20 protein-coding genes are annotated in these 23,984 nt (G+C 34.7%); 15 read left to right on the top strand and 5 right to left on the bottom strand.

The genetic code is table 11. The features are described 5' to 3' along the window. Positions 1–62: 62 nt before the first annotated feature. The 3 genes from GWR14_RS06815 to GWR14_RS06805 all read right to left on the bottom strand — a co-directional run bounded on the left by GWR14_RS06815 (position 63) and on the right by GWR14_RS06805 (position 2,751). Positions 63–539 carry a DUF6691 family protein gene (locus tag GWR14_RS06815; protein ID WP_163408281.1) on the bottom strand — a complete coding sequence of 159 codons (477 nt, stop codon included), beginning with the start codon at positions 537–539 and terminating at the stop codon, positions 63–65. A 10-nt stretch (positions 540–549) separates the two neighbouring features. Further along, a complete protein-coding gene (locus GWR14_RS06810; RefSeq protein ID WP_163408494.1) occupies positions 550–1,113 on the bottom strand; it encodes a YeeE/YedE family protein in 564 nt (187 codons plus the stop codon). A gap of 219 nt (positions 1,114–1,332) precedes the next feature. Next, a complete protein-coding gene (locus GWR14_RS06805; RefSeq protein ID WP_163408280.1) occupies positions 1,333–2,751 on the bottom strand; it encodes an MBL fold metallo-hydrolase in 1,419 nt (472 codons plus the stop codon). A 200-nt stretch (positions 2,752–2,951) separates the two neighbouring features. Between GWR14_RS06805 and GWR14_RS06800 the strand changes: the two genes are divergently transcribed. The 8 genes from GWR14_RS06800 to GWR14_RS06765 all read left to right on the top strand — a co-directional run bounded on the left by GWR14_RS06800 (position 2,952) and on the right by GWR14_RS06765 (position 10,736). Next, the gene (locus tag GWR14_RS06800) at positions 2,952–3,545 is read left to right on the top strand and encodes an HD domain-containing protein (RefSeq protein WP_163408279.1); all 594 of its coding nucleotides are present in this window, start codon (positions 2,952–2,954) and stop codon (positions 3,543–3,545) included. 269 nt (positions 3,546–3,814) lie between these two features. Further along, positions 3,815–5,161, top strand: a complete 1,347-nt coding sequence (locus tag GWR14_RS06795; protein ID WP_163408278.1) for a cytochrome ubiquinol oxidase subunit I — start codon at positions 3,815–3,817, stop codon at positions 5,159–5,161. A gap of 2 nt (positions 5,162–5,163) precedes the next feature. Next, positions 5,164–6,240 carry a cytochrome d ubiquinol oxidase subunit II gene (gene cydB / locus GWR14_RS06790; RefSeq protein ID WP_163408277.1) on the top strand — a complete coding sequence of 359 codons (1,077 nt, stop codon included), beginning with the start codon at positions 5,164–5,166 and terminating at the stop codon, positions 6,238–6,240. 166 nt (positions 6,241–6,406) lie between these two features. Further along, complete coding sequence (locus tag GWR14_RS06785) at positions 6,407–7,588, top strand: DNA cytosine methyltransferase (protein WP_163408276.1); 1,182 nt, start codon at positions 6,407–6,409, stop codon at positions 7,586–7,588. After that, positions 7,566–8,642, top strand: a complete 1,077-nt coding sequence (locus GWR14_RS06780; protein WP_163408275.1) for a restriction endonuclease — start codon at positions 7,566–7,568, stop codon at positions 8,640–8,642. Before GWR14_RS06785 ends, GWR14_RS06780 begins: the two co-directional genes overlap by 23 nt. Positions 8,643–8,711: 69 nt before the next feature. Then, positions 8,712–9,278, top strand: coding sequence for a hypothetical protein (locus GWR14_RS06775; protein WP_163408274.1), 567 nt, complete (start codon positions 8,712–8,714; stop codon positions 9,276–9,278). A gap of 435 nt (positions 9,279–9,713) precedes the next feature. Beyond that, on the top strand, positions 9,714–10,118 hold the full coding sequence (locus GWR14_RS06770) for a hypothetical protein (RefSeq protein WP_163408273.1): 405 nt from the start codon (positions 9,714–9,716) through the stop codon (positions 10,116–10,118). 231 nt (positions 10,119–10,349) lie between these two features. Further along, on the top strand, positions 10,350–10,736 hold the full coding sequence (locus GWR14_RS06765) for a helix-turn-helix transcriptional regulator (protein WP_163408272.1): 387 nt from the start codon (positions 10,350–10,352) through the stop codon (positions 10,734–10,736). Positions 10,737–10,979: 243 nt separating this feature from the next. On the opposite strand, the gene GWR14_RS06760 is transcribed toward GWR14_RS06765, so the two are convergent. Further along, positions 10,980–11,771, bottom strand: a complete 792-nt coding sequence (locus tag GWR14_RS06760) for a sulfite exporter TauE/SafE family protein (RefSeq protein WP_163408271.1) — start codon at positions 11,769–11,771, stop codon at positions 10,980–10,982. Between the two features lie 341 nt (positions 11,772–12,112). Continuing rightward, positions 12,113–12,748: a Crp/Fnr family transcriptional regulator gene (locus GWR14_RS06755; protein WP_163408270.1), complete on the bottom strand. Its 636-nt coding sequence runs from the start codon at positions 12,746–12,748 to the stop codon at positions 12,113–12,115. A 378-nt stretch (positions 12,749–13,126) separates the two neighbouring features. Here GWR14_RS06755 and GWR14_RS06750 point away from each other — a divergent pair, with 378 nt between their 5' ends. The 7 genes from GWR14_RS06750 to GWR14_RS06720 all read left to right on the top strand — a co-directional run bounded on the left by GWR14_RS06750 (position 13,127) and on the right by GWR14_RS06720 (position 23,793). Further along, positions 13,127–13,438 carry a rhodanese-like domain-containing protein gene (locus GWR14_RS06750; RefSeq protein ID WP_163408269.1) on the top strand — a complete coding sequence of 104 codons (312 nt, stop codon included), beginning with the start codon at positions 13,127–13,129 and terminating at the stop codon, positions 13,436–13,438. Between the two features lie 71 nt (positions 13,439–13,509). Next, a complete protein-coding gene (locus GWR14_RS06745; protein ID WP_163408268.1) occupies positions 13,510–15,090 on the top strand; it encodes an NADP-dependent glyceraldehyde-3-phosphate dehydrogenase in 1,581 nt (526 codons plus the stop codon). Positions 15,091–15,406: 316 nt separating this feature from the next. Then, a complete protein-coding gene (locus tag GWR14_RS06740) occupies positions 15,407–16,867 on the top strand; it encodes a glycosyltransferase (RefSeq protein WP_163408267.1) in 1,461 nt (486 codons plus the stop codon). A 67-nt stretch (positions 16,868–16,934) separates the two neighbouring features. Further along, entirely contained in the window at positions 16,935–17,339 is a 405-nt protein-coding gene (locus GWR14_RS06735; protein WP_163408266.1) for a GNAT family N-acetyltransferase, read from the top strand. Between the two features lie 100 nt (positions 17,340–17,439). Beyond that, on the top strand, positions 17,440–19,704 hold the full coding sequence (locus GWR14_RS06730; protein ID WP_163408265.1) for an acyl-CoA dehydrogenase family protein: 2,265 nt from the start codon (positions 17,440–17,442) through the stop codon (positions 19,702–19,704). A gap of 43 nt (positions 19,705–19,747) precedes the next feature. Continuing rightward, the gene (locus GWR14_RS06725; RefSeq protein ID WP_163408264.1) at positions 19,748–21,391 is read left to right on the top strand and encodes a DUF6377 domain-containing protein; all 1,644 of its coding nucleotides are present in this window, start codon (positions 19,748–19,750) and stop codon (positions 21,389–21,391) included. A 185-nt stretch (positions 21,392–21,576) separates the two neighbouring features. Further along, entirely contained in the window at positions 21,577–23,793 is a 2,217-nt protein-coding gene (locus tag GWR14_RS06720) for a glycoside hydrolase family 3 C-terminal domain-containing protein (protein WP_163408263.1), read from the top strand. Positions 23,794–23,984 lie beyond the last annotated feature (191 nt).

The raw sequence follows: 23,984 nt of genomic DNA, 5'->3' as shown, positions 1-23,984 counted from the left end.
TCAAACCCGACAGATTTTTTAAACCTGTCGGGTGTATTTTGTTTTCTAACTAAAATTAATTTTTAATGAGGAAGTTTGTCCTTAATCAAGCCATAAACCCACGTTCCGGCAATAGCACTCGCTAAAGTTACAACAATAACTGTTGCACCAGTACCAATCTGAGCGAACAAAGGTCCCGGACAAGCTCCGGTAATGGCCCATCCGAAACCGAATAATAGTCCGCCGTAGATTTGTCCTTTGCTGAACGTTTTTGGCTGAATTTCGATTTTTTCACCCTGAAGGGTTTTGATATTGAATTTTTTAATCAGAAATACGGAGATTACTCCAACTGCAACTGCACTTCCGATTACGCCGTACATGTGAAATGATTCAAGATTGAACATTTCCTGAATGCGGAACCAGCTGATAATTTCGGCTTTTACGAATACAATTCCGAAAAAGATGCCGACAATTAAATATTTCAGGTTTCCGAATGCAGTTTCTTTTTTTTCGCTTGCGTTGATTCCTTCGCCGTCGATATTTTTATTTTCTAAATTCATTTTTGAAATTTTAAAGTGAAAGAATATGTGGCAAAATCAAAAGAGCCATTACAAAACCTCCAATCATAAAACAGAATGTAGCTACTAATGAAGGCCATTGCAGGTTTGATAATCCCATAATGGCATGTCCGCTCGTGCATCCGCCTGCGTAGCGCGTTCCGAAACCTACTAAAAAACCACCCACAACAATCATGATGAATCCGCGAAGGGTTAATAAACTTTCCCACGAAAATAATTGTGCAGGTACTAAACCTGTATGATCTGTGATTCCGTAAGTAGCTAATTTTGCTGATAATTCAGGCGTGATGACAACATCATTCGGATTGGATAGGAAGTAAGCACCAATAACTCCGCCAAGAAAAATTCCCAGAACAAAAAATAAATTCCAGCTTTCTTTTTTCCAGTCGTATTTAAAAAATGGAATATTTGCGGGAATACACATAGCACAGATATGGCGCAATGATGAACTGATCCCGAAAGATTTATTTCCGATAATTAATAAAATTGGAACAGTTAATCCAATTAACGGGCCAGCAATATACCAAGGCCATGGTTCTTTAATAATTTCAAGTATACTCATGTTTGTTTAAAAATTAGAATGTTTTTTTCTACCATATAAGTGATATAAGTAAATATAAGTTGGAATTTAAATTATGCCGAACTTATGCTCATATAAGTTTATAGAGTAAGATTATGTTTTATACTCAATCTTCATTTATTATTTATAGTCAGCGTATAAATCGAACAGAAATTAAATGAACTTATATCACTTATATGGTAAAAAAATCAATGTTTATGCTTTCAAAATCTTGCTTTGACAAACAAAATCTGATTTTGGGACATTTGTTTTGGAGATTGCTCCAAAACCACCTTCAACTTCAGAGAAATTTCTGAAACCTCTTGCCTGTAAAATAGAAGCAGCAATCATACTGCGGTAACCACCTGCGCAATGCAGATAAAAATGCTCATTTGGGTCAATGTCTTTTACCCAGTCATTAATATAGGCCAAAGGTTTGCTGTAAGCGTCTTCGATATGTTCTGCCTCGTACTCGGTTTCTTTGCGAATATCGATTATTTTGTCTTTTTGAATATCTACTTCGTTTGCAAATTGCTCAGCTGTAATTCGGTTTACGGAATCAACTTCGAAACCAGCATTCTTCCAGGCTTCAAAGCCTCCTTTCAAATGTCCGATAATCGTATCAAAACCTACACGGCTCAAACGGGTTACGGTTTCTTCTTCCATACCGATTGTAGTAACTAATATAATAGGTTGTTTTACATTGGCAATTAATGTTCCAACCCATGGAGCAAAATCGCCGTTGATTCCGATATTAATGGATTGTGGAATATATCCTTTACTGAAATCAGCAGCGCTTCTCGTATCCAGAATTAATGCACCGGTTTCTTCGGTAACAGCTTCAAAATCTTTTACGTCAATTTCTTTCATTCCATTATGCAAAACCGATTCGAAGGTTTCGTAACCTTGTTTGTTCATAGCAACATTCATGCTAAAATAGGCTGGAGGAGGTAACAAACCATCAGTAACCTCTTTGATGAATTCGGCTTCAGTCATGTTGGAGCGCAAAGCATAATTTGTAGCTTTTTGATTCCCAATGGTTGAAACAGTCTCTTTGCTCATGTTTTTTCCGCAGGCACTTCCGGCACCGTGCGCAGGATAAACAATAACGTCATCAGCCAAAGTCATAATTTTATCTCTTAGAGAATGAAATAAAATTCCGGCCAATTCATCCTGAGTCATTCCGGCTGCCTTTTGAGCCAGGTCAGGGCGGCCTACATCTCCAATAAATAAAGTGTCTCCAGAGAAAATTGCGTGATCTTTTCCGTTTTCGTCAATTAATAAAAAAGTAGTACTTTCCATGGTGTGTCCAGGTGTATGCAGGACTTTTATAGTAACCTTTCCAATTTTGAATTCCTGTCCGTCTTTTGCAGAAATGCAGTCAAATTCGCAGGCCGCATTTGGTCCGTAAACGATAGGTGCTCCGGTTTCTTTGCTCAAATCAACATGCCCCGATACAAAATCGGCGTGGAAATGTGTTTCAAAAATATATTTTAATTTAACCTGATCGCGTTCCAGACGGTCTAAATAAGGCTGTGTTTCTCTTAAAGGATCAATAATTGCAGCTTCTCCGTTTGATGTAATATAGTATGCACCTTGTGCGAGGCATCCGGTGTAAATTTGTTCGATTTTCATGATTCATTAATAATAAAGGGATAACAAAGGTAGTTTTGTTTTTTCTTAAAATAGGTGACTAATGTTACAGAAATTTGATTTTTGAGTGAAAAAGTTCAGATTTTGCCATGTGATTTGAGATAAATTAATTTAAAGTTTAGCAATTACGCTTTAAGCTTTAATTTTGTATATGACGAATATCATTTCAAAACAGAAATAAAATGAACACACAAGATTTATTAGATCAGATTGCTTTTATAAAAGAAATTGATAAAGTAAAATACATTCAGCGAAAAACGAAATTGTTTAACAGTGATCGTTGCGAAAATGACGCAGAACACAGCTGGCATCTGGCGTTGATGGCCATCGTGTTAGCAGAGCATTCTAATGTACCGATTGATATTCTGAAAGTGGTAAAAATGGTTCTCATTCATGATATTGTGGAGATTGATGCCGGAGACGTTTTTATTTACGACACTGTAAAAAATCATTCGAATACTGATGAAGAACGATTGGCAGCAAATCGAATTTTTGGCTTACTTCCAAAAAATCAGGCAGAAGAACTAATTTCAATCTGGGAAGAATTTGAAGAAGGGAAAACCAACGAAGCTAAATTTGCAAAATCGATGGACAGACTGGAACCTTTATTGCAAAATACTTCTAACAACGGTGGAACGTGGAAAGAGTTTGGAGTGAATTATGATAAGGTTTATGAAAAGAAAAGCGTGATAAAAGAAGGATCAAAATCATTATGGAATTATGCTGAAGGTTTGATAGACGAAAGCGTTGAAAAAGGGATTCTGAAAAAGGAATGATTTTTAAACACATAGAATCATAGTTTTTTCATGGCTTAAAAAGAGGCGTTTCACTAATTCTAAAGACACATAGCTATTGTGTTTTAAAGCAAGTGAAACGCCTTTTTGCGTTTACAAAATCTATGTTTCTATGTGTTTAAATATTTGCAGCTTATATTTTTTATAATTGTTGAAAAGTTTCACAAATATTAGACGATAAAGTCTTTTTACAGGACAGCAATTCGGGTTATAATCGGTAAATTTGTGGAACTTCATAAACAAATTACCTTATGGAAGAAATGCTCTTTTATGACCGAATGCAATTCGCCTTCACCATTACTTTTCATTATCTTTTTCCGCAGCTTACAATGGGTCTTTCGCTCATTATTGTTTACTTCAAGTGGAAATATCTCAAAACCAGTAACGAACAATACAACCACGCCACCCATTTCTGGATGAAGATTTTCGCCCTGAATTTTGCAATGGGAGTTGTAACCGGAATTCCGATGGAGTTTCAGTTTGGTACCAACTGGGCAAAATTCTCCGAATTAACAGGAGGAATTGTTGGTCAGACGCTGGCAATGGAAGGAATGTTCTCTTTCTTTCTTGAATCTTCTTTTCTGGGATTATTTTTATTTGGAGAAAAACTCCTTGGGCATAAATGGCATTTTGTAACCGGATTACTAATTTGTATCGGTTCCTGGGCCAGCGGATTTCTAATTATAGCCACACATTCGTGGATGCAGAATCCGGTTGGTTATGAAATCCTTGAAAACGGAAAATTTGTACTGAATAATTTTCAGGCATTATTTTTAAACCCATGGCTTTGGCCTTCTTTCCTGCACAATCAGGCGGCTTCCCTGGTAACAAGTTCATTTGTAGTGGCCGGAATAGGCGCTTTTTATATTTTAAGCAGAAAGAATGTTTCTTTTGGTAAACTGTTTTTAAAAACAGGTGTGATTTTCGGATTGATTTCGAGTCTTTTTGTCGCAGTTCCAACGGGAGATTTACTGGCTAAAAATGTAGTAAAATACCAGCCTGTTACTTTTGCGGCTATGGAAGGAATTTTTCACACAGAAGAAAAAGGTTCTGAAATTGTTTTGATAGGACAGCCCGATGTAAAAGATAAAAAGCTGGATAATAAAATTGCAGTTCCTAATATTTTAAGTTTCCTGACGTATGGAAACTGGAATCAGGAAATCCAGGGCTTGGATCAGTTTGAAGAAGACCTGCATCCGACCAATATCTCAGGATTGTATTATGCGTATCATATTATGGTAGGACTCGGAACCGTATTTATCGGTTTGATGGTTATTTCTCTTTTTCAGTTAATCAGAGGGAAATTGTTTGAAACCAAATGGCTTTTATGGTCGCTGATGTTTATGATGCCGTTTCCGTATATCGCCAATACAACTGGCTGGTACACCGCAGAACTAGGAAGACAGCCATGGCTGGTGTACAATTTAATGCGAACGGCTTCTGGTGCTTCGCCAACGGTTTCTTCGGGTAATACCTTATTTACCTTATTAGGTTTTATAGGTTTATACCTTTTGCTCGGAATGCTGTTTTTGCTTTTGGTTGGAAAAATTATCAATAAAGGACCGCATCATGTGGAACTTTCAACAGAAAAAATATAAGTATGGAATTTTTTTGGTATGTAGTTTTAATGGGAATTCTGGCTGTTTATCTGGTATTGGACGGTTACGATTTTGGAGCAGGAATTATTCATTTGTTTTTTGCGAAAACAGAAAGAGACAAAAAAGTTATTACCAATTCGATAGGTCCTTTTTGGGATGCGAATGAAGTCTGGCTGATTGCCGCCGGAGGTGTTTTGTTTTTTGCTTTTCCAACTTTATACGCTTCGTCTTTCAGCGGATTTTATTTGCCTTTGATTATGATTTTATGGCTGTTGATTTTCCGTGCTATCGGATTAGAAATGCGTGGACAGGTACACAATCATATGTGGGAAGCGATTTGGGACAAAGCTTTCGGAATCGCGAGTTTGCTTTTGGCGCTTTTCTTCGGAATTGCTTTAGGGAATATCGTTCGTGGTGTAAATCTCGGAATGGTTCAGAATGGCGTTTCTACGCAGGAAGCACATTATTTCTTCCTGCCTTTATGGAATCCTACGTTTAGCCCGCAGGCAAATGAATTAGGAATTATAGACTGGTTTACACTTTTTCTTGGAGTGGTGAGTGTTGTTGCTTTAACTATTCACGGTGCCAACTGGATTATTTACAAAACCAATTCAGCGCTGAATCCACAGCTTAAAAATGTGGTTTTTAAGCTGAATATCGCTTTGCTGGTTTTGGTTTTTATTTCGCTGCAGGTCTGGCATTTTATTGAGCCTAAACCATTTCACAATTTTGTTGAAAATCCGATTTTGTGGTTTTTTCCGTTATTGACTTTTGTTGGGATTTTAGGATTATTTAAAGTTCGTTCCTTTAAAAAAGACGGTTACGGATTTCTGTTTTCGACTTTGTTTTTAGTGGGCGGATTTGCTTCAACAGCGGTTTCCATTTTTCCGAATGTTTTGCCTTCAACCAATAAAGTGAACCCGTCATTAACGATTTACAATACAGCTGCCGGAGAATACGGTTTAAATGCAGGCTTGAGCTGGTTTTTTATAGCTTTGTTTTTGGTGATTGTTTATTTTATTATTCAGTACCGTATATTTAGTGGAAAGATGGATGATGTTGGGTATGGGGAGCATTGAGTTTTTTAGTTTGTTGTCGCAGTTTTTTCAAACCTGTTTTAGCAAGTATATAACTTAATCTTGTATAGAAAGGTCATTGAGTATTGCATGTAAGTATGTTCAAAAAATATTAATACTTTAGATTTGGAAAAGTAAATAAAGAATCAGAAATGTATAGATTTGTAAAATGAATATAAGTATAGAAAAAGAATTCAAGACTGGTATTTTTTCCTTTTTTGCAGGAGCAGGTTTTCTTGATTTGGGTTTTGAAATGACAAAAGGTTTTGAAACACTCTTAGTTAATGAGTATCACGCTCCATTTATGGAAATATATAAATCTTCTCGTAAAGATTTGGGAATAAAGCAACCTAGATATGGTCATCATGTTTGTGATATAACAAAATTTCTTGAAGATGATAAATCCCAATTTTTAAATGAAAGTATTAGATCAGCAAAGGAAACACATGATTTTGTTGGATTCATTGGAGGGCCACCATGTCCAGACTTTTCAGTTGCTGGGAAAAATAAAGGAGTTAAGGGAGAAAATGGGAAATTGTCAGGTACTTACATTGAGTTAATTATAAAAAACTCTCCAGATTTTTTTCTTTTTGAAAATGTTAAAGGATTATATAGAACTAAAAAACATAGAGAGTTTTTTGATTCTATAAAATTAAAGCTTATTTCAAATGGCTATTATCTAACTGAAAAGCTTATTAATTCAATTGAATATGGAGCACCGCAAGATAGAGAAAGAATTATTTTGATTGGATTTAAAAGAGATGTTCTAACTGAATTAGGATTACAAGTAAATGGTTCGCCAATTCTAAAATCGTTTGATTGGAATAGTAATTTGAAACATTCAGCATCTGAGATATTAGCACAGAATTGGCCAAAGAAAGAAGTTTTTCTGCAAGATTCTGTAAAAGATTGTCCTAAAGAAATAGATAGAAAATTAACCGTTGAATATTGGTTTAACAAGAATGATGTTGAAAATCATCCTAATGCAAACCATTACTTTCAACCTCGTGCAGGTTTAGCAAAGTTTTTGATAATTGAAGAAGGTGATGATTTGAAAAAATCATATAAAAGATTACATCGTTGGAGATATTCACCTACTGCTGCTTATGGAAATAATGAAGTTCATTTGCATCCATACAAAGCAAGAAGAATTTCTGCTGCTGAAGCTCTAGCAATTCAGTCATTACCAAAGAAATTTGTGATGCCTGAATCAACCTCATTGACAAATATGTTTAAGTCGATAGGAAATGGTGTTCCTTATTTAGCAGCTAAAGGATTAGCTGAAACGATTTCTAATTTCATAGAACAAACTAAAATAAACAGTAAGCATGAGGAAGTTATCAGCCAGTAATTTAGTTACTTCAATTAACCAACTTGATAAAAATATCTTTTACAATTATGTAAATCCTAAAACAAGAGGAATAATTAAAATTGACAGTGTTGATTTACCTGAAGGGCCAATTAGAATAAAAAGGTGGGATACTTCAAAGGGTGGAACTGAAGCTAACGCAAAAGTTGAAACGATATCTTCAGAAATGATTTGGAGAGTTGCTAATTCATTTCATAAAAACCAACCGATAAATTTGGATAGAGTACTAGGAGGTAGCTATAATACACGAAGTGTATTGGAAGCTTTATTAGCTTATACTCCCGAATTTTATTTTTGTTACCCAGGTAGAATTGAAAATAAAGCGGGTTTTACTTCTATAAAACATGGTCATAAACATTTAATATGGAAACCAGACACACCTCATAGAATTGGAATTATAGAAAAAATTGATACAGAAATTGTTATTTCTGAAATGCCAGCTTTGGACGCTTTTTATGACTCATTAGTTTTAACTGACACAATAGAAAAACAAGAACTTGATATAGAGATACAACGTAGGCATGCTCAAATCCAAATTGCTTTATATTTTATTGGTCATCAGTTAAACTTTAGAACTTGGATTGCTCAAAATGATAAGGGAATACTTTATCAAAATAAAAAGATTGGTGAATATGATGGAGTTATATCTTCATTGAAAGATGAAAAGTTAATGTCAGCATATAGTGATGCTATTCAAGCGGCACTTTTAATTGATTGTATTTGGTTTAAGAATGGTAAACTTATGCCTGCTGTTATGGAAATTGAACAATCTACAGGTGTCATAAGTGGCTTAAGTAGAATGAAAAATTTCAAAGATAAATTTCCTCCATTCCCAACTCGCTATGTAATTGTTGCTCCTGATGAAGACAGAGATAAAGTTATTAAAGAAGCAAATAAACCACAATTCAAAGATTTAGATACTAGATATTTTCCATATTCTGCTGTTGAAGAACTTTATGCTCTTTGTCAAAGAAGAAAAATAAAAGGAATTAGCGAAGAATTTTTGGATTGTTATATGGAACCAATTTTGAATTAAGTAAGATTTTGATAGTCTTTATTAATCGGAATAAACAAATGTTTTTAGATTAACAAAAAGTTATTCTTTATGATTCGGCAATCAATCTTCGTAATTACATTTTTTTTTACAGCCTCAGGTTTTACAACAATCCTAAAGCCAGATATAGATATAGTCCGGTCAAACATTTGGCATATTGCAGGGCCTTTGAAGGAAAATTTTGAAGTAATTAATACATTCAGACAAAAAGAAGGTGTTGTTCGGGTAACCGCTAAAGATAATCCTGTTGGCGAAATTGAACTGAATGTCCTGATCACATCATCAGTTTCAAATGATGGACCTCCAACTAACTTATCCGATAATTCACGTTTTGTAAAGATTATTTATAAATCAACTCAGCCCATTAAACTGCAGGCACGTGAAGGAAATGAAACAGGAACCGGCTGTGTGCATGGAGGATCGCATCCAAGAGCTGATTTGCCCGCATCTCCAAATGGATTCAAAACTATAAAAATTCCATGGACCCATTTCAGGCAGGACGGATTGCCAAACGGAAAACTTTTGAATATCCACAATCTCTGCAAATTCAATTTTGTCAATTATAATCCGGTTTCAGGAGCTGTGCTGGAAATAAAATCTGTTGTAATTGAAAATTGATATCTGATAAAATGCAACTCAGTTTTAAATAAAATCCAAAATTTCTAATTTTCCCAAGATTGCGTTAGGGATTACTTCACAATGATTTTATTTTTCATCGGAGTTCAGTAAACTTCGTTTGTAGCGGTATTTCCCAATTTAGAAAAACAAGGCTTTTTCAGCCGTAGTTTTTGTTAATTGGGAATTTAGCGGATAGCCTCCCGATAGCTATCGGGATAGGAAACGCCCAAAAGAATATTCTCTATTTTAGTAAAAAAGTATAGGTGATTTGCATCAGTATTTTTTCTAAGGATTTAATTACAACTGTCAGTTATATTCTATAATTTGAGTTGTAAGAAAAAAAAGAAGTTAATGCTTAATATTGCGTATCTAAGAATTTTTTCCTGAAGATTCCTGAAGGAAGATTTTTACGCAAACCTTTATTTTCTTATTATTATGTTCATTACTATTTTTACCGACACAATTAAATTTCACTACAAATCTAAAAACTGGCAGTACCATTTTGATGAAATTCAAGAACTCGGACTGCTCAAAAAAAAGAAAAAATATTTTCTTGAAAACGGTGCCTTTATTGCCGTAACCATCGTTGCTTATTATTGTATGATTTTCACAGATATAGTGGATCTATACTATATCATTCCGACACTTTTATGCTACGTTTTTATTATAATCGCAAGATTTGATAACCCTTCAGAATTTGCATATTTCGTATTTGTAAAAGATATTTACAGAAAAGAAATAAGAATTAAAATTGCATCAAAAGACCGTCTCCTGATAGGCAAACAGATAGATCGTTATCTGGATCTTCAGTTTGAAAGAAATATAAAAAAGACTGCTTAAATAAAAAATCAAAGATGTATTTATTCGGAATTTCCCATTATGATTTAGTTTTCATAATGGCAGCTTTGATGTATGGTTATTTTATTACCAGCAGAAAAAAATAATGAAATACTGCGTTACTATTCCTTACAATGATGCAGTTTTAGAATACCCTAAATAAGGTATAGTTATGCTGTTAAAAAAATTAATAGCGGGCTGTTTTAGCTATACCTGACCCCAAATTGAAAAAATATGGCCACAACAATTAAAAACAAAATCAAAAACATTAGAGAGTTAAAAAATTACACTCAGGAATATATGGCAGAAAAACTAGGCGTAACTCAGGCCGGTTATAGTAAAATAGAAAAAGGAAAAACGTCTTTGAGTTATGAAAAACTGGTCGAAATAGGAAGAATTCTGGATGTGAGTGTTGAAGATATTATCAGTTTTGATTACGACCGATATTTTAATAGTTTTAATAGAATCACCGGAAATAACAATGGAAGTATTTTGATAAATACAGAAAATACTTCTACGTTGAAAGAACTTTATGAAGACAAAATCAGATTATTAGAAAAACTTTTAAACAGGACAGAAATTGAACTTGGGCGTTATAAAGAAAAATATGGGGAAATCTGAAATGACTCTATTGACAATGCGTCCTGTTTTTGGCCCAAAATTCATTTTTGGGCTATTTTTTTGTCCAGATTTGTGAAATAAAGCCCTGGATTCTTTTATTGTATGCTGTCTTGGAATAGAAAAGATGGTTTTAGTTTCATCTTTGCCAAAGTTTAAATTTTGGCAAAGACTACTTTACAAGTACAACTAAATTCAAAATAATTAAAAAAAAAGCTGTGCAGGCTTACTAAACTGCACAAAACTTTAAACGTTAAAGAAAACTTCTTTTGTGATAATATAAAAACCCATTATGAGTACAAACCATCCAAAAAGGGGTTTTAGTTTTGCTCCGTCAATTTTTTTAGAAAGCTGGCTTCCGATTAACATTCCGAGGAGTGCCATGGCTGAAACGCTTAATAAAAAAGAATAATTTATAGGTGTTCCGATGTATAAATCGCCTCCAAAACCTATTGATGAATTTATTGTGATTATCAATAATGAGGTTCCAACGGCCTGTTTCATAGGTAAATTGGCAAAAAACAACAAGGCCGGAATAATAAGGAATCCTCCACCGGCACCAAGGAATCCGGTTACAATTCCGACTACAAAACCTATCAGGCTTAATTGCAGGTAATTGGTTTCGGCATTTTTTATTTCGGGCTGTTCTTTTTTAATCATCGAAATCGCCGCCGTAATCATTAATATTGAAAAAACAATCATAATCAGAAAGTCTTTTGAAACTGAATAAGAGGCTATGCAAAATAAAGTAGCTGCAATTTGAGGAAAAATAACTTCACGGATAATCAGAATTGAAACCACAGACGGAATCGCAAAATACAAAGCCGATTTGAGTTTCAGGTTACCCATTTTGTAATGATTGTAACTGCCAAATAAGGCGGTCAGTCCAACGATAAATAAGGAGTATGAAGTCGCCTGATCCGGATTTACCTTAAACAAATAAACTAAGATCGGAATAGTCAAAATCGATCCGCCACCGCCAATTAAGCCCAGTGAAATTCCGATAATGATTGAGGCAAAATAACCCAGATATTCCATTGCATTTGTTTTGATGCAAAGGTGGTTGGTAAATTAGAAATCTACAGTAACATTTATCACAGAAGGTTTAATTTTACTATTAAGGCATTAAGATGATTAAGTCTAACTTTGTGTTTTTAAGTAGCTAAAGATAATTAAGTAGTAAAAACGTATAATATTTACCATTAAGATATTAAGATATTAAGATGATTAAGTCTAACTTTGTGTTTTTGGTAGCTAAAGATAATTAAGCCGTACTAAAAATTAATCATTAATTTATTAAGTTGAGAAAAGTTAAGCCGAATTCTTAATATTTCTTAAACTTTTTAAGTCTAATATTTATTGAAGTAAAGCTAAATTTCTTAATGGTTAAATTTTAGCAGTTCAATCTGGTTACGGTTCAATTTAACCAGTCCTCTTTGTTCCATTTTTTTTAATAATCTCGAAACAACTTCCCTGGAAGTGTTGAGTTCAGTTGCGATTTCCTGATGTGAAAGGTTAACTTCAGAGCAGCCACAGGAATCAGAATGTCTTTTTAGGTAAAACTCCAAACGTTCATCCATAGAACGGAAAGCGATGTTGTCAACGACTTCCAGAACTTCTTCAAAACGGCTTCTGTAGGTTTCAATTACAAATTCGTACCAGGAGCGGTGTTCCATCATCCATTTGTCCATCATCTGTAGTGGAATCATCATGACCGAAACATCTTCGACTACTTTGGCCATAATCTGGCTTTTTTCGCTTTTTGCGGTACAAATCATCGAAATGGCGCAGGCCTGTCCCGGCTGTAAATAATACATTAAAAACTCTCCGCCATCTTCGCCCTCGCGGTAGATTTTGATTTTTCCTTTGGTAATTAAAACGGTATTTTTAATATACTGCCCGGTTCGCATTAAAACAGTTCCGGCCTTAAAATCTTGTGCACTGCCGTTTTCTTCAATAGTAGCAATCAGTTCGGTTGAGAAATTTGGAAAAAGGGTTTTTAATGAAGGCTGCATGGGTGATATTTAAAAATAAATGATACTGTTTTACTCATTAAATTTTCGTTTTGTATTCCTGCTGTAAAATAAAATCTTAATGTTTTGTTGTTACAGATTTTATCAAAAACAAACTAAAATTTATAATTGTTTGCAAAGATAACAGATTAGAATGGTATAAATTGTCAGAAAACTATTTTTAAGATAAGAAATCCTAAAATGAAAAAATCCTATTTTCTATCGATATTCCAATATGTTTTTTTGAAAATAGTGAGTAAATTTGTAAAACACTAATTATAATACTTATTCTAAAACGTTTTCTGTGAATAATAATCGAAATCGTATTTTGTACGTATTTTATTTAGTAAAAACTTTTAATTTTACAAAAAACACAATGCTATGAATTTATCACAAGAAGATTGGGTTGCACAATTAGGCGCTGACGAAAATGCAGTTATACTTGACGTAAGAACTGAAGACGAGTTTAACGACGGCTATATTGAAAACGCTGTGAACATTGACATCAATAAAGGCCAGGCTTTTATTTATGAAATAGAGGAATTAGATAAAAATAAAAATTACTATGTGTATTGCCGCTCAGGAGCAAGAAGTGCAAAAGCATGTCAGATTATGAATGAATTAGGTTTTGAAAACGCCTATAATCTGCTTGGTGGAATTCTGGACTGGGAAGGCGAAACCGTAAACCCATAAAAAGTGAAAGAGGCGCAAAAGCCTCTTTTTCTTTTAAAACTATTAAATAACCAACTTAAAATTACCAGATTATGAGTTTTATACCAGAGGAGTATCAAATTAAAACCCTTGTAAACCAAGATACATATCTTGTAAACGGGGAATTAAAAAAATGGACAGGACAAACTACACCTGTTTTTTCTACGATATCATCTACAGAGAAATATGCACCGACATTATTAGGATCTATTCCGTTTATGGCAGAAAAAGAAGCCGCTGAGGTTGTTGAAGCTGCTACTGCCGCTTATAACAAGGGACAGGGATTATGGCCAACCATGAAAGTGATTGACCGTATCAAATGCATGGAAAATTTCGTAAAACAGATGAAAGAAACCCGCGAAGAGGTGGTTAAACTTTTGATGTGGGAAATTGGAAAAAACCTTGGTGACTCACAGAAAGAATTTGACAGAACAGTTGAATATATTCAGGATACTATTGATAGTTATAAAGAATTAAACAGACGCAGTTCGCATTTTTCTAAAGTTCAGGGAGTACATGCCATGATTCGCCGTGGACCTCTTGGAGTTGTATTGTGTTTAGGTCCATATAACTATCCTCTTAACGAAACTTTCTCATTACTGATTCCTGCGTTGATTATGGGGAATGCTGTAATCTTTAAACCTGCAAAACATGGAGTTCTTTGTATTACACCATTATTGGAAGCATTTAGAAGCAGTTTTCCAAAAGGGGTTATCAATATCGTTTACGGAAGAGGCCGTGAAGTCGCTTCTCCAATTATGAAATCAGGAAAAATTGATGTACTGGCTTTAATCGGAAATAGTAAATCTGCAATTGCCTTACAGGATCAGCATCCAAACAAAAACAGATTACGTCTGATTTTAGGTCTGGAAGCTAAAAATCCGGCTATCATTTTACCGGATGCCGATTTAGATTTGGCTATTCAGGAATGCATTACGGGTGCATTATCTTTTAATGGTCAGCGTTGTACGGCTTTAAAAGTATTGTATGTACACGAGTCAATTGCTGAAGAATTTAATAAACGTTTTTCTGAAAAAGTTGATGCTTTGGTATTCGGAAATCCTTGGGAAAAAGGAGCTTCTTTAACTCCGCTTCCTGAACCAGAAAAACCGGCTTACATTCAGGGGTTAATCGATGATGCTAAAGCAAAAGGAGCAAAAATATTGAATGAAAAAGGAGGAAAACATACTGAAAATTATATTTTTCCTTCGGTTTTATTCCCTGTAAATAAAGAGATGAGAGTGTATCATGAAGAGCAGTTTGGGCCAGTAGTTCCAATCATTTCTTTCAAAGATATCAATGAACCTCTTGAAGATATGGCAGAATCAAATTACGGACAGCAGGTAAGTTTGTTTGGAAAAAACATCAAAACGCTGGCTCCGCTTATCGATGCTTTGGTAAATTTAGTGTGCAGGGTAAACCTGAACAGTTCTTGTCAGAGAGGTCCGGATGCATTCCCGTTCACAGGGCGTAAGGATTCTGCAGTAGGAACTTTGAGTATTCCGGATGCATTACGTTCATTCTCAATCCGTACGTTTGTTGCTTCAAAAGATATTGATTATAATAATGAAATCCTTCAGGAGTTATTAAACAGTAAAGAGTCTAATTTCATCAATACAGATTATATTTTATAATCTTCAAGGTTATATATTAATTTTCAAAACCGCTTTTTCCTTTTTAGGATTAGGCGGTTTTTTCTTTTTAGCAGGTAGTTTGAAGATTTTTAACTTGCCTGGAAACAAACAAAAAGTGTATAGTGTTTCGTAAAGTGTGTAATAAATACACACATTGAATTTTGATAAAAAAGCTAATTGTTTAATTATCAGTTCAAAAATCTAATGGCATAAGCCTTGTAAAATCACGGTTATAATAATTCTCTAAAAATAGAAACAAGACAGAGAGAATTAGAAATAAAAGCCATTTTAGATAGAAATAGATAATACGACCATAATGAAAAGCGAGACAATTACTTCAGACCAATTTTACGCCTCAACTCTTAGTGAAATCCATAAAGAAGAACTTACAGTAAAAAGTTCGATTTTTAATTTTCAGAATAAATCAAAAAATCATGATGAAAAAACTTCAAGCCCATTGGGGATTGCTGTACTCATAATCAGTTTTATTTTAATGCTTACAGGAGCCTTTTTTGTATATGAATTCCAGTCAGATTTTGATCAGTTTCATATCGAAAGAATAAATTCGACATGGGGTTATCCGTTTCTCATTGTAACGATTTTATTGTTTTTCTTTCAAACGGGTGTTTTTCTATATAATGTTTACCTGTATTTTCGATACAAACCAATCGAATCGGTTACAGACGATTTGCTGCCAACCTGTACTGTAATTGTTCCTGCTTACAATGAAGGAAAATTGGTTTGGGATACTTTATTGAGTCTTGCAGAAAGTGATTTCCCTGAAGAAAAAATGCAGCTGCTGGCAATTGATGACGGAAGCAAAGATGATACATGGTATTGGATGCAGCAGGCAAAACTAAAACTGGGTGATCGTCTTACCATTTTTCAACAGCCTGAAAACAAAGGAAAACGTCACGCCCTATACCGCGGATTTGAACTTGGTACAGGAGAGATTTTTGTAACGGTAGATAGTGATTCAATTGTAAAAAAAGATACTTTGCGAAATTTAGTCAGCCCGTTTGTTGTAGATGAAAAATGCGGAGCCGTTGCAGGAAATGTTCAGGTTTTGAACAATAAAAAAGCAATACTTCCAAAAATGCTTAACGTGAGTTTTGTAATGAGTTTTGAATTCGTGCGCTCGGCAGAAAGTATGTTAGGTTCTGTTCTTTGTACACCAGGAGCAGCAGCAGCTTACAGAAAAACAGCTGTGTTTGGATGCCTTCTGGAATGGATTAATCAGACTTTTATGGGACAGCCTTCTGATATCGGCGAGGATCGTGCAATGACCAATATGATATTAAAACAAGGGTATCACGTTTTATTTCAAAAAAATGCGGTGGTGTTAACTAGCGTACCTGAAGAATATACTGGTTTGTATAAAATGTTTATCAGATGGGGAAGAAGTAATGTCCGTGAGAATCTCATGATGGGACAATATGTTTTTAAGAATTTTAGAAATGAATCTAAATTTGGAGCAAGACTTTTATTTATGAACCAGTCTCTGAAACAGATTATGACCTTTCCGTTATTGTTGTTTATGCTGTTTCTTATTGTTACTCATCCGTTATTATTTCTGAGTTCAACATTTTTAGCCATATTAATTGTATCCAGTTTTCCGGTTATATTCTATGCAAAAAGATATAGTTTTTCAGAGGCATTTTGGGCATATTCTTACAGCATTTTTTACACTTTTGGATTATTCTGGATTGCACCTTACGCACTTGTTACGGCAAATAAAAGAGGCTGGCTAACCCGCGGATTATCAGAAGTTAAATAATAAACAAAAATAAACTAAATTAGAGCCGTCTGTTTCCTGTTGATTCAGACGGTTTTTATTTTTTAAAATGGTAATAAAAGAAATTAAAGGTTCAGACACCTGGCAGATAAGACACGAAGTAATGTGGCCGGAACAGCCTTTTGAATTTGTTCAGTTAGTAGAAGATGAATTCGGTTTGCATTTTGGTGTTTTTACAGAAGATAAGATGGTTTCAATTGTGTCCTGCTTTATTTCAGATGATGAAATGCAGTTTAGAAAACTTGCTACTTTACCCGAATATCAGGGAAAGGGAATAGCTTCTGAACTTTTAAAACACATTTTCGGTCTGGCTCAAAAAAAGAATTTGAAAAGAATCTGGTGCAATGCAAGAAGCAATAAAAAAGCTTTTTATGAAAAACTGGGGATGAAAGACACTTTTCAAACGTTTGATAAAGCAGGTCAGGAATTTACAATAATGGAGCTTTATTTGTGATTCTTTAAATGTGAAAAAAATCTTAATTGAAAGCAATTTTTAGAACAGGTCAATTAATTGTCTTAATTTAACCACAGACAAAATTATAAGTTAGTTTACCATGGAGAATTTAAAAATTAAGGCTTTTATACCACTTTTATATCTAGTTTGGTCTGATGATCTTTTAACTCAAAAAGAGTTTACGACCTTACGCGAATTTATTACTTCTCTAACACTGCTTTCAGCTGAAGAACAGCAATATCTTCTTTCGAAAGTGGATATTTCTAATCCGCCTTCGCGAAATGAACTCACGCAATGGAAATCGGATATTGAGAGAACTATTAAGGATAAATCTTCTATAAAGTCAATTTTTGATATTGCAGCAGCACTTTCTGATAAGGACTCGAATATTGCAGCTTTAGAGCTGAATTTTAAAAAACTGGAAAATGACCTTGGGGTTTTAGGTGAAGAGGTAATTCTGAATTTCAAAACAAAGGCAGGTTCTTTTACCGCCAGTTCTCAGACCAATGATAATTTTGATGTTCAGAAATTAACTGAAATTCTGGATGGAGAACAGGCAGCTATTATCAAAAGGGTAAAATCAATTATTTCAAGACCTGAGTTTGCTTATGAAACTTCTACAGATATAAATGTCTATCGCCAAAAAGTATACGATTGGTGCAAAATTTTAGCTGATGAAAACCTCGGAAACATGGCGTATCCAAAGCAATATGGAGGTGGCGAAAACATTGCGGATTATTTTGCAATTATGGAAACGCTGAGTTATCATGATTTGAGTCTGGTAATAAAATTTGGTGTTCAGTTTGGACTTTGGGGAATGAGTGTTCAGTCACTGGGAACCGAAAAACATTATGCAAAATACCTTAAAGATATTGGCGCATTAAAACTTCCGGGTTGTTTTGCGATGACCGAAACACATCACGGTTCAAATGTAAAAGGGCTGGAAACTACAGCAACTTATAATCACAGCGATCAGACTTTTGTCATTCACACACCACACGAAAAAGCACAAAAAGAATACATTGGTAACGCTGCCGTTCACGGACAAATGGCTACTGTTTTTGCCAAACTGATTATTGATGGTCACGATTATGGTGTAAATGCCTTTGTAGTTCCGTTACGAGATACAAACGGTAATACTTTAGAAGGTGTTACTATTGGTGATTGCGGGCATAAAATGGGATTGAATGGTGTTGATAACGGAAAAATTAGTTTTGATAATGTGGTGATTCCAAAAGAAAATATGCTGGATCGTTTTGCTTCTGTAAACGACAAAGGTGAATTCGAAAGCCCGATTCCGAGTGATAACAGACGTTTTTTTACTATGCTGGGGACTTTAGTAGGCGGTAGAATCGGAATTCCGCGTTCGGCATTGTCGGCTGCTAAATCAGGGCTTACAATTGCCATCAGATATAGTGATCAGCGAAGACAATTTGGTCCCGAAGGAGGATCTGAAGTGCCAATTTTAAATTACAGAATGCATCAGCGCCGATTGCTTATTCCGTTAGCCAAAACTTATGCGGTACATTTTGGCTTACAATATCTTACGAGCCGTTTTTTAAACAGAACCGAATCTGAAATGCAGGATATTGAAGCTCTGGCTGCCGGAATGAAATCGTATTCTACATGGAGTACCAGGGATATTTTGCAGGAATGCCGTGAGGCCTGTGGCGGAAAAGGCTATTTGTCTGAAAACCGAATTGATGCCTTGAAAAATGATACTGAAATTTATACCACTTTTGAAGGAGATAACACTGTTTTGATGCAATTAGTAGCCAAAAACAGGCTGGCAGAATTCAGAAAAGCATTTGGAGAAATGGGATCTTTGGGTATCATCAATTATGTGTTTGAAAATGCCAAAATCGCCATAGCAGAAAAAAATCCGATTGCAACCAGAAGAACAGACGAAGAACATTTACTGGATTATCAGTTTCATTTACAGGCTTTTCAGCATCGCGAAAGAACGATTTTAGCATCGGCTGCAAAACGCATTAAGAAATTGGTTGATAACGGTTTAGAAGCTTATGATGCTTTTAATGTGGTTCAGCACCAAATGATTGAAGTTGCTACGGCTTATTTAGAGCGTGTGATTTTAGAGCAGTTTCAAATCGCCATTGAAAAAACAGAAGATTTAAAAACAAAAGAAATTTTATTGAAATTAAATCAGCTGTATGCGCTTTCGCAAATAGAAAAAAACAAAGCCTGGTATTTGGAGGATGGATATATGGAAGCTGTAAAAACCAAAGCAATCCGTAAAATAGTCAATCAGCTTTGCTGGGATATCAGGCCTGATGCGGTTTCTCTGGTAAATGCATTTGATATTCCTGAAAGTTGTCTGAGAGCGCCAATTGCAGTGTATAATTAAAAATTAAATTCTTTAATATTGTAATTATAAATCTCATTGCCACTTGAAAAAATATTTTCTGTTTTTTATAATCCTTCTGGTTCACTTTCCGGTTTATTCATCGGATAGTACAGATGTTATTTTAGAAAGACTAAATGGCGCTATCAAAAACAAACAGCATTATGTACGTTTAAAAGAAGAACGGATTTTAAATTTCAAAAAGATAAAATCTAAGGATTTATCAAAAGAACAGGAATACAATTACAACAATGCTTTATATAATGAATATCAGAAATTCAACTCAGATTCTGCTATTCATTATGTAAAGAAAAACCTTAAAATAGCAGCTGAGCTTAAGAAAAAAGATTTACTGGACCTGTCGCAGCTGCAATTAGCAAATCTTTATTCTTCATCTGGAAAATACCGTGAATCTGAATCCATTTTAAAAAGTATCAGTAAAAAAGAATTAGACAAATCATTGCTGCCTAATTACTATGTTGTGTACCGTGAATTTTATGAGCATTATAACGCAAATAGTGTCAGTAAGGTGTTTATTGAGCAAATAGGCAAATACCGTGATTCATTGCTGGTTGTTTTAAAACCTAATTCTTTAGACTATAAAATCAATAAAATTCAGCGAAATATTTATTACAAGGAGTTTGATATTGCTGAAAAAGAATTAATGGATTTGCTGAAAGTAACCAAAGACGGAAATCCGCAATATGCCATGATTACCTATCTTTTAGGAAGCATTTATGAAGCCAAAGGCCCGGTAGAGTTAAGAAAGAAATATTATGCTCTTTCTGCAACTTCAGATATTAAGCAAGCCATAAAAGATAACGCTTCACTACAGGAACTTGCACTGGTTTTCTATAAAACTGGCGATGTGGATATGGCTTACAAATTAACACAATCTGCTATTGAGGATGCGCTTTTTTGTAATGTACAGTTTCGTACCCTCCTAATGTCTCAGGTGTATTCCATTATCAATACAGCTTATTTAGAACGTGAAGCCCAACGAAAAGCTGAGCTTAAAGTTTACCTTCTTTGTATTAGTCTGCTATCGCTGTTTTTGATTGCAGCGGTTATTTACGTTTACAAGCAAATGAAAAAAGTATCCAGAATTCGTGGAGAACTTTATGAAACCAGTCAGAAACTGGCCGAATTAAACAAAGATATTTCAGAAACCAATAATCAGCTTCAGGAACGTAATGCCCAATTGTCGGAGTCCAATCATATTAAGGAAGAATACATTGCACATTTCTTCAATTTGTGTTCTGCGTACATCAACAAACTGGAAAATTATCGCGTGATTTTAAACAAAAAAGCGACGGCCAGACAATTTGATGAGATTTACAAAATGTTGAAATCGACTACTCTGGTTGATAATGAACTGGAAGAATTATACAAAAATTTCGACATTATCTTTTTGAGTTTGTATCCCACTTTCGTGAAAGATTTTAATGCTTTGCTCATAAAAGAAGAACAAATTGTATTGAAACAAGGAGAAGTACTCAATACAGAACTTAGAATTTTTGCATTGATCAGACTCGGAATAACCGATAGTGTGAAAATTGCAGCATTTCTTCGTTACTCTTTAAGTACTATTTATAATTATCGTACCAGAGCCAGAAACAAGGCCGTAGTTTCCCGAAATGGCTTTGAAGAAATGGTGATGAAAATAGGTTTGATTTCGTTAAAAGCCTGATTTTATGATTTTAAAAGCACTACTTTTTTTATTGCTTTTTTGAAACTAAAATATTTGTTTTCAGTGATTTAATTTTTAAAATCACTACTTTTTTTATTTAGAATTCCTACGAATACGATAACGTTTTAGTTTTACCATACTATTTAGAAAACCTCATTTTAGTACGGACAAAAAAATTAAAAGTTATGTTTAAAAACGTTAAAGCAATAAGTGTTTTATTATTGCTGATCTCTTTTGGAATTAAAGCACAAAATAAAATTCCAATTTATCTGGATGATAAAAAGCCAATTAATGAACGTTTAGAAGATGCGCTTTCGCGAATGACGACCAGCGAAAAAATTGCGATGATTCATGCACAGTCTAAATTCAGCTCACCTGGTGTACCGCGTCTTGGAATTCCGGAAAACTGGATGACAGACGGTCCACACGGAATTCGTACTGAAGTAAAATGGGACGAATGGGAGCAGGCTGGCTGGACCAACGATTCATGTATTGCATTTCCCGCTCTTACAGCTTTATCTGCAAGTTGGAACAAAGAATTAGCATTGTTGTATGGAAAATCAATAGGTGAAGAAGCACGTTATCGTAATAAAAATGTGCTTTTAGGCCCGGGAGTGAATATTTACAGGAGCCCTTTAAATGGCCGTAACTTTGAATACATGGGCGAAGATCCTTTTCTGGTTTCAAAAATGGTAGTTCCTTACATTAAAGGGGTTCAGTCAATTGGAGTAGCCGCTTGTGTAAAACATTTTGCTTTAAACAATCAGGAAACCAATCGTAATTCGGTAAACGTAATTGTGGATGATCGTGCCTTATATGAAATTTATCTGCCTGCTTTTAAAGCGGCTGTTCAGGAAGGTGAAGTGTGGGCAATTATGGGATCTTACAATAAATACAAAGGACAGCAATGCTGCCATAATGAATTTTTACTAAATGATATCCTTCGAGGGGAATGGGGTTTTAAAGGGGTGGTTGTTTCCGATTGGGGAGGTGTTCACGACACTAAACAAGCCATTCATAATGGTTTGGATATGGAGTTTGGTTCCTGGACAAACGGACTTACATGGGGAACCAGTAATGCGTATGACAACTACTATCTGGCAAAACCGTATGCAGACATGATTGCAAAAGGAGAAGTAGGAACAAAAGAATTAGACGAAAAAGTACGTCGTATTTTGCGTTTGTCCTTCCTGACAAATATGAATAAGAATCGTCCTTTTGGATCATTTGGAACAGAAGAACACGCTAAAGCAGGATTGAAAATTGCAGAAGAAGGAATCGTATTGCTTCAAAACAAAAACAATGTTTTACCAATTGATCTTTCTAAAACTAAAAAGATTGTTGTTATAGGAGAAAATGCAATAAAAATGATGACAGTCGGAGGAGGAAGTTCTTCACTTAAAGCAAGATACGAAATCACTCCGCTTGAAGGACTGAAGAAAAGAATAGGTAATCAGGCTGAAATCGTTTATGCCCGAGGTTATGTTGGAGATCCAACCAGTAATTATAATGGAGTTGTTGCAAAAGTAAGTTTGGAAGAAAAACGTTCTGAGGCTGAATTGACTGCTGAGGCATTAAAAATTGCAAAAGATGCTGATGTCGTTCTTTTTATTGGAGGACTGAACAAAAGTCCCAACCAGGATGATGAAGGATATGATCGTAAAGAATTAAACCTTCCATACAATCAGGATAAACTAATAAGTGAATTGGTTAAAGTAAATAAAAATGTGGTTTTTGTAAATATTTCAGGAAATGCTGTAGCGATGCCGTGGGTAAAAGAAGTTCCCGGAATTGTTCAGGGATGGTTTTTAGGTACTGAAGCCGGAAATGCTTTGGCAGCTGTTTTGGTTGGGGATGTGAATCCATCGGGAAAATTAACTTTTACTTTTCCGGTAAAATTATCGGATAACGGAGCGCACGCATTAGGAGAATTTCCGGGTGGTGATGAGGTTAAATATAATGAAGGGATTTTCGTTGGTTACCGCTGGGCCGAAAAACAAAAAGTAAAACCATTATTTTCTTTCGGTCATGGATTAAGTTATACCACTTTCGAATACGGAAAAGTAACTGCTGATAAAAAACAAATTGGGGCGAATGATCAAATTACATTTTCTGTGAAAGTAAAAAATACAGGTAAGAGGGAAGGTTCAGAGATTGTTCAGCTTTATATCAGTGACTTAAAATCTTCATTGCCGCGTCCGATAAAAGAATTAAAAGGATTTGAGAAAATTTTGCTTCAGGCGGGAGAAGAAAAAACGGTAACTTTTACAGTTGATAAAACAGCTTTAAGCTTTTTTGATGATAAAAAACACGGCTGGGTTGCTGAACCGGGAGCATTTGAAGCTATTGTCGGAGCATCTTCAACGGATATAAAATCTAAAGTGAGTTTTTCACTTCAATAATTTCATTTTCTAAATTGGTTGGTTGTAAAGCTGCAATTGTAAAAAAGTTGCAGCTTTACTTTTAAAAAAATTACCGTTGAAGAAGAGTAATTTTCAGAATTGTAAAAACGAAGTTTCTGTTTGTTGAAAAACTTCAGCTTAATTTAGCTATTTTAGACTCCGCCAAAAAATAAAATTAACTATCTAACCAC

The organism is Flavobacterium ajazii (assembly GCF_010614725.1).
Lineage (GTDB): Bacteria > Bacteroidota > Bacteroidia > Flavobacteriales > Flavobacteriaceae > Flavobacterium > Flavobacterium ajazii.
This window is presented reverse-complemented; position numbering and strand designations above follow the sequence as displayed.